Consider the following 19,102-nt stretch of genomic DNA (forward strand, 5'->3'; position numbering starts at 1 on the left):
ACAACCAAATAATTAACGTCAACACAAGGAATAATTAAAAGCTAAGGAAAGCTATTGATGAGCGAAAACATCTTTGCTTTTTACACTGTGACGCAATTGCTTTAATTCGGGATTAGTTCCAACCATTTGAATGAATTCCCAATATGGCAGCACGGTTTCGTTATTCGTAAAGACTTTGACGCTTGCCACGATCTCGTTCTTTTTTCGCTTATCAAAGCGAACTACGACATGCATTCGATCACCTTCAACAGACGCACAAGGCCTTGCTTTCTGCAGCGATGCCCACTGTTGAACTAACAGATCGCGAGCAAGCTCTCTGTGGCAAGCAGCATCAATCTGGACAAACCCATCCTTTCCAAGGGGAATGCTCTGGCGCTTGACCAAATGTTCATGTCCGGCACCTCGAAGCGAAGAATGCGACACAAACTGAGCAGAGGCACGGCCAGTTTGGGCGCAATAAAAATAGACGGCATCACAATCAAAGATACTTCCATCTACAGCTTCACTACCAGTCCAGCCCGCAGCTTTCAACAGAGACCTCGCAATGACCTGGTCGATATCAACATCCTCGTCATTGTTATAGTCTCGGTGTGTTGGATCCAGTTCAATGTGCGCCTGAGTCATCTTGATCGCCACCTTGTTTATGTTTATTTGGTATCTAGAAACAATTAGATTTGAAATCCCCCTGGAGTTCAATGCCGTATTGAAAAAAAAGCTGAGCCAGAGGCTCAGCTTTTTCAAACCGGATATCCCTATGAGTAGGGGAGGGGTTAGACCTTCATCGAACGTGCAGACTGCTCTTTGGTCGAACCTTCCTGAGCTCGAGCAACACTGTCGCTGACAGATTGAGTGATCTCTGCGATCTCTGCAGCAGAGGCTCCCAGTTCATCATCGGGCTCAGGCTCAGACTCCATAGTCGCATCTTTGAACACAACGTTTGCAGGCTCAGGATGGAAATTGACTGACGGAATATCCTTCAACTCAACAAACTCAGCATAACTCTTTACCGGGTTCGCATAGCTCAAGAACATAACGCCCTCGTGTTTCAGACTGTTCTTGAGAGTGATATGCCCTTGAGTAAACATCGGGGTATCACGCTTACCTTCATTTCCAACACTGAACAGATCTTTGAGTACCTGGCCGACCGGTTTTCCACCATCGCCCTTCAACATCGGGATCTGTCCGTTTTTATCGAACAGCTTCGCTTTACGGTTGTTGGTCATGGGCATAGAACCGCCACGCAGCAGTTCCATCTTGAATTGAGGTGGCAACGTACCATTGAAGCGATCAAAGAGGCCCTGAATGATTTTTACGAACTTGTCGCCAGACTGGGGCTGATTGAAGACGCGGTTGATGTAAGCCTCTACACTTTCACGCGCGAAGTTGTTAGACGCATTTCCGTTGTGACGAACCAGATCGGCTAACACCATGCTTTTGCTGCTCCCAGTATCGATGAGGCGAACATGAACATGGGGGCGGATCGAGTCGATGTCACTGTCAACGATTAGTTCAGTAACACCTTTTTTCACATCTTCCATCGTTTGACAGAGTCGGGTTTCTTCCTCGGAGTTACCCACCCACTCAACGAATGCACCACACTTCTTGCCATGTTTTGCCGGGATCAGCTGAACGGTCATGAACTTGGAGAAATACATGCCATCGTCGAAACTGCTAGTTCCGGTATGGGTCCAGCCAGCCTTGGCAATCACCATGTCATCTGTTGATTCTGGCTGCTCATAAGCTCGCTCCAGAATCATGATCCCTCCAGCAGGGATGTGACGATTTGTACCGCCATCAGCACGGACATCCAAAGAGGTGCGCGGATAAGAACGACCATCAGCACCTTTATCCTCATAAAGGGCAACCTGGGTCTGCTTACCGGTCAGCATATCAATCCCGATAACGCACATCTCACCATTGATCTCTTCGTACCGTTCAACTTCCAGCGCGATATTGCGAGATTCATTAGACTCACTGGCTAAGGCTACTTCAGCCTCAAGGGTTTCAAAAATGTTCAGTTCCATAACTATGTTCCTGTCTTGATTGAGAGTATGTAACTCTTGCTAGATCACTAAATGTTTATTTACACCTATATAAACTTCATGCAAAGGATTGCACCAGCACATTAGCTTGTCAAGCAAGCATGAGTGAAATGTGAGCTTGCCAGTGTATTCCTGGCAGGAAGGGTGGAGGGGAGGGGAGGGGAGGGGGAGACCTTACTCTAGCTGTTGCTTTGGTAACCTCATACCTTCAGTAGAGCACGAGCTCCCAAAAGTGTTTTGCAAGAGCACTCGATGATTATGGAGAAGCTCTTGCATCAACCAAGCTACACAGTCAGGCCATTCTGACCCGGTGGCCAAAACGAGCATACATGCGCCATGCCTAACCTCATTGTGTGCGACATTCGCCAAGCGCTGACATTTATTCATGAATGCCTAAGTGGTTGGTGGGATCATGGTGGCTGCATGAAAATATGGCCTGGTGAATGTAACGACCGAATAAGGGGTTGCAAGAGACCTAACTGCAAAAACAACAACTCAGGTCAAATGGCTGTAGCCTTCTAATGCAGAAGGCCTCCTAGCAACGCGTGTAGGCACTCGTGCTTGTTTCCGCTACTTACCCATTGGGTAGTGCGCTCTTCATCTGTACAGCGGCACAGATGGACCATTGGCATCAACATTAGATGCACGGCTCTGTTGCGCCACATACGATGGCAACACTTTTGCTTGCATCTAGCATCTGATCAAAATTGGTTAAGGAGGTTTGATTAGATCAAGAACCTGATCAGGTCAGGCAGCGTAAGTGGAAGAAAGGCTTAAGATGGGGCGGTAACTCCGTTCCGTCAGGTCAAGTATATGGCGATCCTGCCTGACGGACAGCCAAGTCAGCTAACTAGCTTGTCGCTATGATGCCCCTCGGCATATTGTCTGATCTGCATGCTTATAGCGACCAGCACGCCCCCTAGGATCCCCCAGTAAATCTGTATTCCACCGATCACGACAACAGCTGCAATCACCATCCCAACGACGAACATTAGTATCCATAGCCATTTAATAAACATATCCGTTTTTCCTCTAAAATGTTGCCCTGCTGGCCTGTTGATCTTCAATGAGCCGACCTGTGATCACCGATTATCCTTTGTCGTGATCACCACCACTCAGATCCAATTTGAGCCAATCAATGGTTACATAAAAGATATGTTTTGACTCACAACTGGTTGATATCAATTGGTCGTCTTATGCCACGATGCAATCCTGCACAAGGAAATTGCAACATGGTAAATTAAATGTTTTTAAAGGGGCATCTAAAAGCTTAATTGCAATGCTTTTTTACAACCAATTATAAACCCCAATTATTTTGGCATTTTTTTACGCTTAGTGATCCATATGACCGCGCTTCTCTGCCAAAACTACATTTGGATCCTACTTGCTTGATCTTCACGTTTTTATTGATTGCGTGCATAAAGCGTCAGTGGACACACACACAAAACGGAGATCCTTTGGATCCAATGGATCTTAAAGCAAAAAATCCTTACGCGCCAGATCTTTACATCTACTTGAGCGAAGTTCGCTTTTTAATGTTTTAGGATCATCTTTCGATCTGTTAGAGATCTGGAAGGACTGAGAGATCAAAGATCTTTAAAGATAAGGCGTTACCAAGACATTGTTTTATAAGGGGTTTATTTTGCCTACACTGGGTGCATGTATTGGTTACACTGGGTGCATGTATTGCTTTAACTGGGTGCATGCATTATCTACACTGGGTGCATGTATTGCTTTAACTGGGTGCATGTATTGGTTATACTGGGTGCATGCATTATCTACACTGGGTGCATGTATTGCTGAATTAACAGCTTATGCACACGATACAAACAGCATTTACACAGCCTTATCAACAGGCAGGAAGTGAATATGGATGTGATCTCGTCCGCAATTTTGGATGAATACCTGAACCGAATGGGCATCAATCAAGCGCTGCACCCCATCATTCGGCCTACTTTGCAGCCGAACCCCAGGGCTGTAGACGCCGTTACTGCGATAATGATGATCAATAGCAGTCTGTCTTATCAGGGGGCAATTGCCGCTCTTTGGAATACATTTGCGTCAATTGGTGGAGTGCTGTTAGATCCTGAAATGGAGAAAGGGGTTCGTAGCCTCAGTGAATTGTATAGCCCATCGTCAACAGGTAAGACACAGCACACTTCCAGCGAAGTAAATCTTCAAGGTGTAAGCCTTGAGCCGGTATCAAAACGCCCAGAAGAACAAGTATTTCAGCCAATCAAAGAGCCTGTAAGTAGACCATTAAATTCATTTCCAGATCATCATTATGATGATCTGGAAGACGATAATTATGGAGACCAGGATGCTGAAACAAACAATGGAACATCGCTATACCCATACATTCCTCCCGCATCAATAGACCTTCACACTGAAATGACGATGCGACGAGGTTTGTTTCGTGTTATGCGAAATCCGACAAAACCGCCAGCGCTAGATAAGACGATAATTCATCATTTATCAATGCCAATTCAGAAATACTATAACGTTATGACTATGTCTGGATCGGCTCTCAATACTGAGTTGGATCTGGTTAATTATCTATGCGTTGTTCACTGGTTTGGACGTATGAGTGAGGACGAATTTGAGCAAATGGTCACTAAGCCTCGGATTATGTCTATGGCTGAATTCTATAAACCGATCCCACCTGATCAGCTACCTGCAGACTGCCATAATATAGGGCGCATTATCGCATCCCTAGAGAGGATCAAGTCGGTAGTCCTGACGTTCTATGCGTCAGCCGAAGAGGCTGAGGGCCGCACCAGAGCCACTAAAGCGATGATGGTTAACCTTTCAGGCACGCTCAAGCTGGAGGACGGGAACATTCACATGTCGCCGACGAGAGAGCTCCGGGGCCTCTATCGCTCAACAACAAAACTACTGCCAGTAAACCGGATTAGCCTTATTCAGCTGACCACTCAATTCTCACGACTATTAGCAATGTGGATCGTCTCTCAGGGTAACCAAGGCAAACTGGACACAGATGGTTGGCGCGTCTTGAACCTGGCCCCATATAAAGCTGAAAAAATACTGCGTGAAATCCATCCGCTCCCGTCGTTAGACCGTCGTTATGACACATCAGCATATGACATGTTGACTAATGCTTTAAAAGAGATGCAAGAAAAAGGTCTGCTACGCTGTTCGCTTGAATATGCAAATTTCAAGAAGGGTGTACCCATTCGTCTGACTGCAAAAAGTACCGTCACATTACTGGGGCACCGATTTGGACATAAACTGACCAAGTTTGAGCAGGCCCAACCAACCCAAGAAGCAATCGTTATTGAGCATGAACCAGTTGGGATGGAGGATGTGTTTGATCTCGAATCAACACCGATATCCAGGAAGCCTGCTAGGGAAGTCCCCACGCAAACAGCAGGATGCGATTCGGAGACTGCGAAACATTTTGCTTCATTGATGTTCCCGAGAGGGATGGACCGAAACTATGTCCGCTGGCTGGAGGACAATAAAAAGGCGGTGGCCGCCATCGTCAAGGCAGTTAAAGCAGCCGCCAAAATCAGCCTCGTCGCCGCACGGCACGAGCTACGTGGAGTAAGGCAGCAACGTTTGACTGTATTTGCTCGGATCCTTGCTTCTACAGGACATCCTCAAGCTGCCTTATTTGAGTCGATTCGCCTCCAGAATCCTCAAGCCGTAGGCTTGGCCTCAAAGCCAAGCAAGGCTTCCACATCTGAAATAGAATCACTTATTCGTGAGATCCCATGTAGAACCACACGACAATCGGCGACGGCTTGGTACAGCCTTCATCATACAAAAATCATGGCCGTCAGAAAGGCGATTCAACGCGATCAGCTGATGTCATTGAAAGTGCTTGGCTCTATAAACCGGCTCGTTTATGAGGCTCGGCTTGTAACTCCGATTCTGGCCGCCAGCGACCCTGGGATGGCGACCTGGTTCCGTTCTCAGTATGAGGTTAGCCGCGAGTCGATCAATGACTACAAGCGTCAGGTGAAAGAAAACGAGGCTTTTGAACGTCGGTCTGCAAAAGGCGGGAAGTAAGTCCCACCCAGCTTCCGGGACAGAACAGATTGAAGATGCGGATCTGTGACATGAGAAGAAGGGGAGGGGATCCTGGCATCAAGAGGCTGTAACTGTCAGGAATAAACACGCAAGCATGCTTTCATGTTTCATGAGCGAATGTCGCATACAAACATGGCATATTTAATTTAAAATCAATCACTTAAATATGAAACAATGGGTCCGGATGCTTTGCAGCTTCCGGACCCATTTTGTTATAGGCCTACAGACGATCACCGGTTAGATATTTTCTGTGCGCTTACACTTTGGATAGTTACTACAAGCAAGGAATGGCCCCCTACTACCTTTTGTCACCTTCATCACCCCGACCTTACAATCTGGGCATTCCCGTGTACCAACAAGCTTAAAACGCATCCCTATGTCGTTCAAACAAGCCATGAATTTCCCGTCTGGCTGCCCCCCATCGCTGTCAACGCGCTGACCACAGTTGAGACCCTGGCAATGGAAATACTCCCCAGTCCCGGTTTTTTTGAGGGCCAGGTAGTTTTCATGACCTACTGCAGCACAAAGGGGGCATTTAGGACCGGACTTGTCTTGAGATAGATCTGGTTGGCCATTGGCGTCGCTTATGAATGTCTTGCAGCTTTTAACGTTGCAAACCCAGAAGTCTTTATCGTGAGTCGTGCTATGACGCTTGACTAAACGCCCCTTGTAACAACGCGGGCATACGTGGTCCGATGTCGTCTGCTGTGGTTTGAAATTTGGGTCTGGCACACCATTGACATCCCCCACGAAGGTCTTGCATTTGTCATCGTTACATACCCAAAAGTCTCTCTCCCATTTTGTACTGTGGCGAGGGACTAATCGTCCTTTTTGGCACCCTGGGCAGACGTGCTCTGATGTGGTTGGCAACGGCTTAAAGTCAAAATTAGGTTTGCCTTCACTACTGCTTGGATCCGCGATTTCCGGAAACATAACCGGACAATTTGGCGTATTGCATGCCCAAAACGGTTTTTGGGATGTTTTACCTATCCTGCGTATCAGGTAACCCTCTTTGCTGTTGGCCTGGCATGTCGGACACTTATAGTCAGATGTTTTTGAAAACAGATTCTGACTGAAATCTGGTGTGCCATCATTATATGCATACCCAGCACCGCAAACCTTATCGCTACAACGAAAACGGATTACTCTGTCTTTAGTTCGACGCACGATCAATGGCTTACCACATTCTTTACAGCCGTAATCACCATTAATCCTTGGTGGGCGACCATTAATCTCGGGAAGGCTGAGACCGCAACTTTCTTTGTTTGAGCACAACCAATAGAACTCACCTTCCTTTTGTTTGCTCTGCATCCTTCTGAGTACAGATTGGCAATGATGACACGTATACGTTGGCCCAGTAGACTTAAACATGGCTGATTCGTTAGCGAACATGTTTAGTTCTGCGCTCAGATCCTTCCATAGGGACGAAATTACAGCGCCAAACTTACTTTGCCCTTTTGCGATCAAGTCTAATTGAGACTCCATCGCACTGGTATAATCAACATCAACAAAGGAAAATGTTGGCTCAAGACTTTTTATTATTTCCATTCCAAGTGGGGTTGCTAGGAATTTACGCTTCTCTATCGCCACATACTTTCGAACAATAATTTTCTTGATAATGCTGGCATAAGTTGAGGGACGGCCAACACCTTTTCGCTCAAGCATTGCGACCAGGGATGCTTCAGTGTATCGCGGCGGTTGAGATGTCTTATGCTGCTCAATATCCAAAGTCTCACATTGATAGGATTGTCCTTGGTTAATGACCGGGAGAGACTGAGCTGCCGCCTTGCTTGCGCTTTCCTCAATGCCATCATCGTCGATAAGTGTCCGCCACCCGGCAAATTTTTGGACATTTCCCTTCGCTTCAAATTCAAGCTGCACGCTATTGAACATAGCGTGACTACGTAGCCGGACGGATGTTCCCTCGTACTCTGCAGCAGACATTTGCGACGCCACCGCTCGTTGCCATATCAGTTCGTAAAGAGCCCGTTGCTTGGGATCTGTAATGGTATTGCCTAGATTTTTGATATGACTTGGGCGGATCGCTTCATGGGCTTCTTGAGCATTTGAACCATTGTCAAAGTGTCGTGGACTTGCTGGAAGCAAGCCGCTAATTCCCTTATCTACTTCATATTGAGAAATCCAGGCCCGGATCTCTTCAATCGCCTCATCGGATAGATTTTTTGAATCCGTTCGATGATAAGTAATCATCCCAGCTTCATATAATTTCTGAGCTAGGCTCATTGTTTCGTCTGACCCAAAACCCAGCTTGGTACTTGCAGCTTGCTGCATTAAGGATGTGGTGAGAGGGGGTGGGGCTGAACGTTTATTTATCTTGGATTTTGTGCTGATAACATCAAATTGTGGATTTGACAGCAAAACCTGACGGATCTGATTCAGCATAGACTGATCAGTCCAGATTACCTTGCTAGATTTTTGCTTTGGGTCCTCTTGGCTTTCCCCCTCATCATCCGCTGCTGAGTTATCTGGATTCAAATTGATATTGAGAGCAGTGGCGAAAGCGCGATAATCCCAATATGCACTCCACTTTACTTGATCCGTTAGGTAATCAGTACGCAGGGCATAATGAGGCGTTGGAGAAAAATTACCAATTTCCAACTCACGCTTAACAATGATGAGAAGGGCCACTGTTTGCACTCGACCTGCAGAGAGCAACATTGTTGAACGCTTATTTAGGGCTTGACTAACTGGGTATCCTACCAATCGGTCAAGCACGACACGGCACTCTTGCGCTGCAACCATTTGCATATCAATGTCACGAGCATTCGCGATTGCCGCTTTGATAGCTGGGGCTGTGATCTCGTTATAAACGACCCGGACATACTGACCGTCTTTAAGATCCAGATAGCGTTTGAGGTGCCAAGCAATTGCCTCCCCCTCACGATCAAGGTCGGTTGCCAAAATTACACGGCTACATCTTGCCGCCTGGCGCTTCAGCTTATTAATTACCTCTCGCCCTCGCTCACTGAGCTCATAACTTGGTTTAAAACCATTCGACACATCAACACCGAGGTCGCGAAGTGGCAATTGAGCAACATGACCAACGGACGCTCCGAAATCAAAATCCTTGTCTCCAAGAATTTCTTTGATTTTTTTGATTTTTGATGGTGACTCGACAATAAACAGATCCATTACAACCTCTTTTGATTAGTGTGTCATGGACGCAGACGTCTTAGATGAAGTTGTTAATTCATGGCTCTGTAATTTAGCCTGAATCGATTTGAGAGCGGCTTTCCCCGGTTTGCCAAATCCAACTAGGGCGATCAAATCCTGTCCTAGAGGACTCACGGTCATGAGATGTAAGTCCACAGGGTTCTTATCGTCCAAAATTGCAGACAGCTCTGATTTACCATTAGATATCGCACGCCACGCCAACTGATTTGCAGGCACAGTTATGATGGAGAGATCGCTGGATGTGACGTCCTTCTCAATGCGAGCTAAGTAATCGAGTTGTTCTGGCAATTCGAGAAATTTCATTGCGCTTTGCAAGGAGATTTTTACCGCCTCCTTAATCACTTTTGATGTTGTAAAGCAAATACTTCCATCCAGTGCGATTGCATGGTTACAACGAGTATCTTCTTTAACAACCAAGTGATGAATATCTCCATCGGTGTTGAACACACCGTCACGCAGCCAAATTATGGAGCCTTTTGGCACAAGGGAGTCTACATGCCGTTTTTCAAACGACTGCAGTTTTTGTGCAAGCGAGTCGTTGAGTTCACTCAAGTTTTTTTTACTTGTCGTTGTCATAACGTCTCCGCATCAGCCCATATATCACAAAATAGCGACTAACTGTCACGACAGCATCGAACCGGAGACCTGTTGCATAGCCTGATTGATCAACTCATTGATGTTTGAATGAGCATCTTCCACAGCAACAGGAAAACCATGATATTCGGCTCGATTCAACGTTATTACAGGCTCATGAAAATCATCCTTCCGCTCACCAATCTCTAACTCCATCAGCCAAGAGTCGCCCTTATCGTGGGGGGCGGAACAATTGGCGATGATGGTAACCTGATTGGTCCCATCACCATGAATTAGCTCATGATAGCTAACAGTAATACTTGAAGGAGCACCATTAACTTTTACTCCACACTCGATATCAACCCCTTCATCATCATCTTTGATGGAACCATTAACCAGCTTTGCAAGCTTTTCCATTCGTGCTGAAACACTGTTTATCTCAACTAAAGTAATCATCGTAATCTCCCCATTTAAGGAATGGCACCCTGATTACAGGGCACCATCATTTCAATTTTATGCAGTCAATGTTTGCGAGGATTGGTTTTGCAGTTGGCGCTGCTTTTCATCGTAATCTCGCAACCATTTTACACCACCAGAACCTGTATAAATTGGGATCCCTGCTTGCACTGCCTCGGACAATACTGCGGCTATTGCAGCTTGTGAGTCTGCTACACGGAACCAAATGTAATTGGCCGTGTCTTTGCCCGGAGCTGTCACATGAGGGGTGATGTTAGCCATGGTTACATTATGCAAATGTGTCTTTGGCAAAACAACCTGGAAACACTTATTTTTTGGCATATAGCTAATGCTGAAGTCGCTAGTTCCACCTTTTTCGTCATCATTACCAAACAGTTTGTTTGTATTTTTATTTTCAAGCAAATAAGCGATTGCTGATGACGCGGTTTGCAGTCTGACTGGGTGGTTGAAAAGAGTTTTAGGTGAAAAATCTTCAGGCATCAGCATAGCTTGATGATATGCACCCGTTACATCACTGTAAGCACATGGCTTGCCTTTCTTCAGCTTCACGCACAGGTCTGCGGCCATGAATAAGTTGCCAGCTAAAATGTAGCGATTCTCTATGCTGAAGGCCCCCTTTTTGATGCTATTGAACTCATCATAGAGAGGATGGAAATCATCAAATCGATCAGCTTTGAAATTTGAGTTGGAATACAGCAGCGCGTCGAGCGATCGAGTTGAAGGCTCATCACCTGGGGAGCAATACGTGATCATCCACATAGAGCTATTCATTTCATGCCCCGGTCGTGGGGGGGTGATTTTTGTGATTACATTTTCGTGTCCACCCAACTCAAACACGCTACCGGGTGCAAGTCGACCGACCAAATTAACAATGTCCTGAATGGCCAAATAATCCTTGGTAAAGCGATTATTTACATCGTTCAGCACGGCCTTCATTTCGGCACCGATGTTGGACATATTGACACTTTCACGGCGGGAAGATTTGTAGTACAGAAACTTGTCTTCCATATACCGTGGAAACTCATTCTCCATCAGTTTATGAATACCATGAAGAGGCTGCTCCAGTTCCGCATCCTTGGAACGACCATCCATCATCAACGACTTCATACCAGCGTCGATCAAGGTCATAACTTGCGAGCTGTTGAGTTGAACTAATGGTTGCTTATATTGCAATTTAGCCAGATAGATGGGGCGATCGAACTCGGAGGTATAGTTTGCCTGCTCGGTGCCCATAATCAGCTCTCTGTAAAGCTCTACAGCTTGCCAGTCGTAACGGGATCCTTTACGTGGCGAAAGGCCCTGGAGCTCCATTTCGTTCAACGCTGATTTGTACATGAGATCCAGGTCCGCGTAGATAGCTTCTTGTTCCTCAGTTGACAGCATGATCAAGCGCCCGGAGAAACGACGACTCAAACTATCAATAGTGCTTGTACGGACCTCATTTGACTCACCATATTCGCCCATGTCTTTTGCAGTAAAGTTCAGGGCTTTAATGAGGTCTGGTCGAGATTCTAAGTAACTATGAACAACCCGATCACCCAGTGGGTTGAGCAAATCGAACTTAGTGTCTAATTTGGCAAAAGAATCTCGATTGGCTGATGTCTGGGAAGACATCTTACCCAGGTTGTAATTTAGTGAGGCTGCAGTCCGGTATTCTGCGGGAATGCCTGCGCAATTGAATCGGATCTCCGGGTTATTCATTTGGCCACGGCGCCAAACACGTCCAAAAACTTGCATCAATGCAATGACACTTGTCGGTGGCTCAGCCAGCATAAGTAGTCGCTGGTTCTGGTCTTCGAACGTCTCACTCGAGTGCATACTTAAACCAGTTGCACCAGAGTTCGTGATTAACAAAGCATCCAAATCTCCAGCATTGAATGCTCTGACTAATTCGATGTTGTTATTGCAAGAGATCGAACGATTATTCTTCAACTGCAGTTTTGCAGAATCTCGGGAGTAAAAGTTAAATCCACCAGCAACATCCTCAGTCAGGCCAAATTTGCGTCCAGACAGTTCACCGGCAAACACACCTTTCTTCTCGAGCGAGTGACGAATTGTGTCCAGAGGAGAGAAGGGCAGATCTGGAAAACTATCGATCAGTGCTCGTACTTCAAGTAAAGCGTTATTAAATTGCTGCAGCTCTGTCTTATCGGTGAAGAGTGTGAGAGCACTTACTTTGACTTTGGTCCCATCAGCCAAAGTTCTATTCATCACTAGAGTGTTGTCCAGCATGCGATGAAGTGCATCCCGAAACATCGGCATGTTGACCTCATTCGGGTTGTAGTCGATCTCGGAATCGTCATCATCATCGATATCGTCCCGATTTGTGATCAACTGTTTCAGAAGGGTTTCCCCAGTCTGCCCCATGTAAATCACTGGTTTTTGACCATTTCGAACTGCATCGATAGCGTCACGCGCAACAGAATCTGCGTTAACAGCAAGAACGAATTGACGACAGATATTCTGCAGAACAGAACCAATACCGGTGCTTTGCAAGCCCAGGGATTTTGTACCCCTCACGCTCACACCTTTGAGCGTGGAGCTTACAGCTTGTTGAGTTGTATTGGCCTGCTGCTGCTGGGCATTAAGCAACTGCTGATTGAACGTATCGCGCTTGACATCAACATCCTGCAACAAGCGGTTTACGGTCATCATAATGCCAGAGAAGCGGTCATTAAGGTCCCGGTTGCGCTCTTGATCATCGCTGACCTTCATTGTGCGTTGCATGGTAGACAAGTCGTTGTTACGCACTGTCATCGCACCGTCAGATACCAAATTCGCAGCCATTACTTCTTGTAGATGCTCACCACCACGCCGGAGAGTTTTTGATAGCTCATCAATGTTCATGCTGCGGGGGAAAATTTCTTTGTAGAGAGTCAGCTTCTTCTCGTTAGCTGCAAATGTTGCAGAGGAAAAGACAGATGAAATAGAGCGCTCTAACATGAGGCGCATATTGGCCCCCATGTTGGATGTTAATCCAGATGCTTCGTGGCTCTCATCTGAAATGATCACTGATTGCTTAGCCATTTCCATCAACCAATCGATCCGTGGGCTTGGTTTTTGGTTCACATATCGCTTGGGCATCATCCAATGACCCTGAGGGTCGTAAAAGCCTTTCTGGCGAAGCCCCTCAGTCGAATAACGGTTAATTTGGGTGTACGTGAACATCATGCAGTTTGCATACTCGGGGAACTTCCCTTGCTTGATATGCATGTTGTTCATTTTTTCTGTACCGCTGTACAGAACATTGCCAGTGGCGTCCTGAATTTCAGCTCCGTCGTTCACTACATACGGCACCAATGCGTCTTTACCTACATCAGCCTCGATATCACGAACATCACGCCAGAAATCATTAAACAGGTCGTCATTTTTCGTGACAAACATCACTTTGAGTTGGTTCAGATGGAAGTACCGGGCCATTGCAGCAAGGACTCGGCCTTTCCCCACACCAGTAGCATCCCCAATAATGAACGGCTTATTGTTTTCGTGACGCCATATGGCCATAGCGATCGCATCTTTTTGCTCTGGGGCAAAGAAGCGATTGACCTGTTCCAGGCTGTAATTCAGCTTTTTCGCCAAATTATCTTCAACAGTGATCAGCTTGATTTTGCGCTCACCATTTTCGTCTTCAATCACCTCACGATTAACAGGATCTGCCTGGTAACGCATGAATGCGATTTGCTGTGGGTACTGGAGATTAATAGGGACTAATGAGGTAGGGTCGCCAACTTTGGCCATAGGGACATAGCGAGACTGGTACTCATTCATCTGTATGTCGCTATGAGTATCTTTCATCCTCGCCAAGGAGTCTTCAACACTCGACAGTTCACCATCCAACATCGCCGCAGCATCAGGGTCGTAAATTTTGAGTTGAGCAAGTGACATCCGCTGCATCATGGCAGCAATAGATTCACACACCGGGAGGCGCTGTGGTGCAGAAGTAGGGTCAGGCAAAAGATTGCGCCCAGCGATAATCAACATTCTGGTCGCTGCTTCAGCTCGGCCACGATAAGCCAAAGCGTTTACGTCGAAGGCATCAACTACATTGAAGTTTGTATACACCCAGGACAGAAAATCGTGTGATTGAGTCGTATCGCCATCATTCAGATCGTTATCTGCTGCCAGGGTAACGATACCTACACCACTTTCACGTAGTGAGTTCAAGTGATCCATTGCTCGCAAATGGGATGCGTAATGAACTGGTGTCCCGAAAAGGCTGACGGATTGACTTAGTCTTCCTCCAGTGAAATGGCCAAGCAGAAAATCACTACTATGGCTCTGGATCTGGCTATTCTGAGACGCTTCATGCAGCGTTTGCACGCTTGCCTTTTTGTGGCCGAGAGTTTTCTCAATCTCGTACTCCAGCTGAATCCCGCTCTCTTCATCATAGGTGTTGACGCGGAGCTTCATGCCGCTGCTATCGCCGAGTGGCAATGCAAGCAGCGCTGAGTTATTTCGAGCAGAGGCCAGCAACACTGTTTTGTGTGAGCTAGTCATGAATTTGCTAGCCACGAGGGATGCTATTGGGTGCAAGTCATCATCGAGTGCTGTTGGTCTACGGTCATATAGTGACTGAGCGGCCTGGATCAGCGAGGGCTGAATGGACCCAGCATTGGCCGCTTCATTAAACAGCGCTCGGTTTGTGCCGTTATGTACTGCGTTGGTATAGACATCAAGCAGCATGTCTTGAGGGAAGTCATGATTTGCAGGAACTTGCCCATCCAGAGCATAGGCAAGTGATTGTTCAATCATTGCCATATCCAGGTTGATGCCGTTCTTGGCAGCCTGCACAAGGCCTTCTGCACAAGCGGAAAACTTGGATATGCTTGGGACTCCATCGCTCATTCCCCGCAAGAATCGAGGGTCATCCCCTTCTGCAGGCTCGACTTCAATTTGATTGTCATCACGTTCAATGAACCGGCCTTCAACAGTTTGGTAGACTCGCTGCCCGTCCAAATTAAAACCAATAAGGTTTTTCTGCGAAAGCTGAGTTGTGAGCTGAGTTACGTTCTGAAAGGCTGCGGGGGAGGGGGCTGGCTCATTGGCTCCATTTTCATCCGATCCAGATTGTTGAGCCTTGAGTTCTGCAGCATCAGCGGCCAACTGCGATGAGTCTCGTAGTTGATTTTGATGTTTGCTCACATGAGTGACAATGATACTTGATAGCTGCTCAATGCTCATTTCCTGCACCACCATCTGAGGGAAGCGGTGTAGAAACTCTTTTTGCTTCAGTCCGGCGATAGAGCCGTCGTCCTTACTGTAATGACTGGTAAACCAGTATCCCTCTTGAGCAAGAGGGCGGAAATGCAACTCACTGAGTTGTTTTGCGTACTGGGAGTTTGCACCCGCATTCTCCCCAACCATCAACAAGATTAGCTTGCCACTATTCAGACGGTGCGGACATAGATGCAGTCCGTGCTTCTCAAGGTTAATCCACTTCATCACTGTACCCCAGCTAGCGGTGTCAAATATGTTTTAATAGTATCATATAAGCATCTGCGGGCAAGACTGCATGGTACTTTGGGCGCGTAAAAGTGTTGCGGCAGCAGGTGGTTACCACGGATGACCGACGATCATACTGGGCTCAAAAACCACCCCGTTCGGATGTGGCAAAAACAACTTTATTCCTTGTGTTGACAGATGTTTGTCGTTGTTTCATTATGTTGACAATAAATTGGATGGGAATGGTACTGAAAATGAATAGTTGGCGTGTGGAATCAGAAACTCTCCGTTCAAAAGGATTGAACGTTAAAAAAGCATCTCGCTTAGCAGACCTTCATGCTCGCCGACAATTGACTGATGGACAGTTTTTCACTCCACTCTGGGTTTCAAAATTGATTTGGTCATGGATTGACACAATAAAAGACACCGCACAAGACTCGGTGAGCCGCCAGATGTTTTCCGTCATGGATAACAGCGTTGGCTCTGGTCGTCTGCTCGCCTATGCTGACCCTTCACAGTATCAGTTGTTTGGGTTGGATATTGATCCTGCCTGCATCGCTGCGCTTAATGCTGATGCTGCTGTGGCCAAGATTAATGCGCAATTTCTCACAGGTTCAATGGCTGATCTGCATGCAAGCGGAATTGACTTTGCCACAATTAACCCAGCATTCTCGCTAACCCTGTCATCTCCATTCCTCACCCCTGGTGTAACGACCAGATATGGCCTGCATGGAGCCAACACATCAGCAACAAGTGATGAATATGCGATTGAGCAAGCCATGAAGGCCGCAAATTTAGTCTTTGCCATCCTGCCTGTATCTTCTCGAGATTTTTTAATGACGCATTGGCCAGCACAAATGGTGGCTGAGATATTGTTGCCTGCAGACACGTTCAAAGACGAAGGGGCCAATGTAAGCACCAGTATCTTCATCCTGGATAGCCAGCGCACTCGCGACGATGACGATGCGCCTCAGCGCCTGAAGGTTAGTAAAAATGGTGAAATGAGCGGTGTACTTGTTCTTCCACAGTTAAGACTGAAGCGGCGGGGGCAAGAACCATCATTTTATTTCAAAGACGATACTTCAAGCTGTCCCAAGATCACTCTACCGGTTACTGGGGATACTCGAGTCGGCATCCATCATCATAACCGCAATATCGTTTTGCGCTTTTTTTGTGGCCTGACAGAGGCGCGAGTGATGAATGCAATCTTACGAGAAAAACTCGATCGTTCAATTGCCCATCGCTACCCGAAAGGGATCAAGTATGAAGGGCAAGGGCGTCTTATGATTGATCTGTATCTGCTTCAAAAAGACCCCTATGGAGCACTCGAAGACACGATGGCGATTATCCGTAATGCTGGCGGCACCCCAGACGTCAGCATGACTTTCGCCAGATTCTTTAAACGCTGTGTAAAGGAGCATTCTCAGGCAAATCTCCCCTTCTCTCGTGTCGCTCTGATTCAAAATGCAATACCTCAAACTGTGACTGCTCGCAGTTTTGGATTACTCCGCCAAGGCTCTGTAACCGCTAGTTACTTTAAGGGCGAGTCGTTGTCATATCGCTATGAAGATGGCAACCACTATGTTTTCAAAAATAATGTTGAACAACTCTTTCATGCGGAAGCGTTCGCTCGCACATTCATCAACACTGACCCTGAGCACGCACCAGCTTTTGAATGGGAAAAGCTGTTCCAGGCCAAACCAAATCGGGGGCGTGGTGTACACAAGCAGACCAAGGTTCCGCTTTGGAGTTACCAGCAAGATGATCTCCAAGAAATTCTTTCGCATCCTACCGGTTGTATTGTTGGTTGGGGGATGGGGGTTGGGAAAGCCAGATTGGCGATCGCTCTAGCGCTGGCTGGTGGGCAGCATAACTTGATTGTGGTTGAGCCTGGTTTAATCCCAGAAATGAAACGAGAGCTTGCCAAAATTGGGTTGGATGCTGACGTTTGGCAACACATTCAGCGCCAAGACCAATTACGAGACCTTCGGACAGTAAACCTGATCAGTGTCGCGTTATTACGGAGCGTGTTGCCGGACCACAAAAGCAAGACATTCGCTAAAGCCCTTCGCCGTCACCTGCATACTGTTGTGGTTGACGAAGGTTCAATGCTTTGCAACGGATACAGTAAACAAACATCTGCAATCAAGGCATTGTCACCACGCAAGCTCTATGTGCTAGATGGCACACCGATCCGTAACTATCCGAGAGATATTTTGCCTCTGGTACAACTCAGCCATGGCCATCGAGCTCACCACCCATATCAGCAGCATGGTACGTATTTGGAACCGCGACTCATTAACAGTATGGAGCTAGCTCGTCGTGGCATTGATGCGTTTGTGGAAGATTTTGTCGTATTTGAATGGGTTACAGCTGAGTTTGCCGATGGGTTACGGAAAGGGGCCAAACGTGAGATCCCGGTGATCAAAGATCTGGCTAAATTTCGCGACTGGTTAACCCCTCTCATTAAACGTCGCGTCCGCAATGAACCTGATTGCATCGCCTTTGCTGGTTGCAAGGATCCTATTTATCATCCGATTTCCAATGTCTCTTGGGATCCTGACCATCTTCGTCATTATTTGCAAGTCAGCCTGACCTTTGCCGATTGGTATACACAAAATCGACTTCAGTTACTTGCAGGGGAGAAGGGGGGGAGCCTGATCACCGTGCTGGCTCGACTGGAGGCATGTAATGCAGCGGTAAATGTGCCTTTCGTCGCACGAGAGAACAGCATGGCTGTTTACTCTCCGCTGACATCAAAGATGCGCTGGACGCTGGACCGAATCTCTAGCCTGGTTGCCAAAGGACATAAAATTATTGTTTATACAAAATATCCAGCGGTCACAGAGCGTCTTCAGGGGGAATTGAATGCTCGTCACATCCCATCAGTGCTCTTCCATGGGGGGATTAGCGTTAGAGAGCGGACTGACTCCTTAGATAGCGAATTTCGCTTCGGGCCTAGTCCTGTCTTGTTGGCTACCTCTGGCGTTACTCAACGCGGGCTGAACATCGAACAAGCTGACTACATATTGCAATATGATCGCGACTGGAGCGGCGCAAAGGAAGAGCAAATGATCCAACGGACTACGCGTCCGGGGCAAAAAAAACAAGTCCAGGTTGAGCGTATACATCTGGCTGGCAGTATTGATGACTACATTGGACAAATGGCCGATTTTAAAACATCAACAGCCAATGCTGGTCTCGATTATGGCGATGGCATGAGCAATGCTGATGAGTTCTTACATATGGATACGATCCTTGAGGAATTTTGCGAATCTGTTTACAAGCTTAGCAGTCAGCGGCTATTGAAGGTGATTTGA

The 19,102-nt window shown here is 46.8% G+C and carries 8 protein-coding genes; 2 read left to right on the forward strand and 6 right to left on the reverse strand.

Features of this window, described 5'->3' with window-relative positions; translation table 11 throughout:
- Positions 1-51: 51 nt before the first annotated feature.
- Together AAHA41_RS08195 and AAHA41_RS08200 are read right to left on the reverse strand one after the other, a co-directional pair.
- A complete protein-coding gene (locus AAHA41_RS08195; protein WP_136502158.1) occupies positions 52-741 on the reverse strand; it encodes a hypothetical protein in 690 nt (229 codons plus the stop codon).
- Between the two features lie 29 nt (positions 742-770).
- A complete protein-coding gene (locus AAHA41_RS08200) occupies positions 771-2,024 on the reverse strand; it encodes a hypothetical protein (RefSeq protein ID WP_323070915.1) in 1,254 nt (417 codons plus the stop codon).
- Positions 2,025-3,911: 1,887 nt separating this feature from the next.
- Between AAHA41_RS08200 and AAHA41_RS08205 the strand changes: the two genes are divergently transcribed.
- Positions 3,912-6,074 (forward strand): hypothetical protein, encoded by a 2,163-nt coding sequence (locus AAHA41_RS08205; protein ID WP_136501744.1) that lies wholly within the window; start codon positions 3,912-3,914, stop codon positions 6,072-6,074.
- A 258-nt stretch (positions 6,075-6,332) separates the two neighbouring features.
- Here the strand turns inward: AAHA41_RS08205 and topA are convergent, their stop codons facing one another.
- The 4 genes from topA to AAHA41_RS08225 are packed head-to-tail and all read right to left on the reverse strand — an operon-like array spanning position 6,333 to position 15,782.
- Positions 6,333-9,248, reverse strand: a complete 2,916-nt coding sequence (gene topA, locus AAHA41_RS08210; RefSeq protein ID WP_323071055.1) for a type I DNA topoisomerase — start codon at positions 9,246-9,248, stop codon at positions 6,333-6,335.
- 15 nt (positions 9,249-9,263) lie between these two features.
- Positions 9,264-9,866: a hypothetical protein gene (locus tag AAHA41_RS08215; RefSeq protein ID WP_136501745.1), complete on the reverse strand. Its 603-nt coding sequence runs from the start codon at positions 9,864-9,866 to the stop codon at positions 9,264-9,266.
- A 45-nt stretch (positions 9,867-9,911) separates the two neighbouring features.
- Positions 9,912-10,319 (reverse strand): hypothetical protein, encoded by a 408-nt coding sequence (locus tag AAHA41_RS08220; RefSeq protein WP_136501746.1) that lies wholly within the window; start codon positions 10,317-10,319, stop codon positions 9,912-9,914.
- Positions 10,320-10,376: 57 nt separating this feature from the next.
- Positions 10,377-15,782, reverse strand: a complete 5,406-nt coding sequence (locus AAHA41_RS08225) for a strawberry notch C-terminal domain-containing protein (protein ID WP_323071057.1) — start codon at positions 15,780-15,782, stop codon at positions 10,377-10,379.
- A 254-nt stretch (positions 15,783-16,036) separates the two neighbouring features.
- Between AAHA41_RS08225 and AAHA41_RS08230 the strand changes: the two genes are divergently transcribed.
- On the forward strand, positions 16,037-19,102 hold the full coding sequence (locus AAHA41_RS08230) for a helicase-related protein (RefSeq protein WP_323071058.1): 3,066 nt from the start codon (positions 16,037-16,039) through the stop codon (positions 19,100-19,102).

The sequence above is a fragment of the Aeromonas sp. SER genome (assembly GCF_038739615.1).
Lineage (GTDB): Bacteria > Pseudomonadota > Gammaproteobacteria > Enterobacterales > Aeromonadaceae > Aeromonas > Aeromonas jandaei.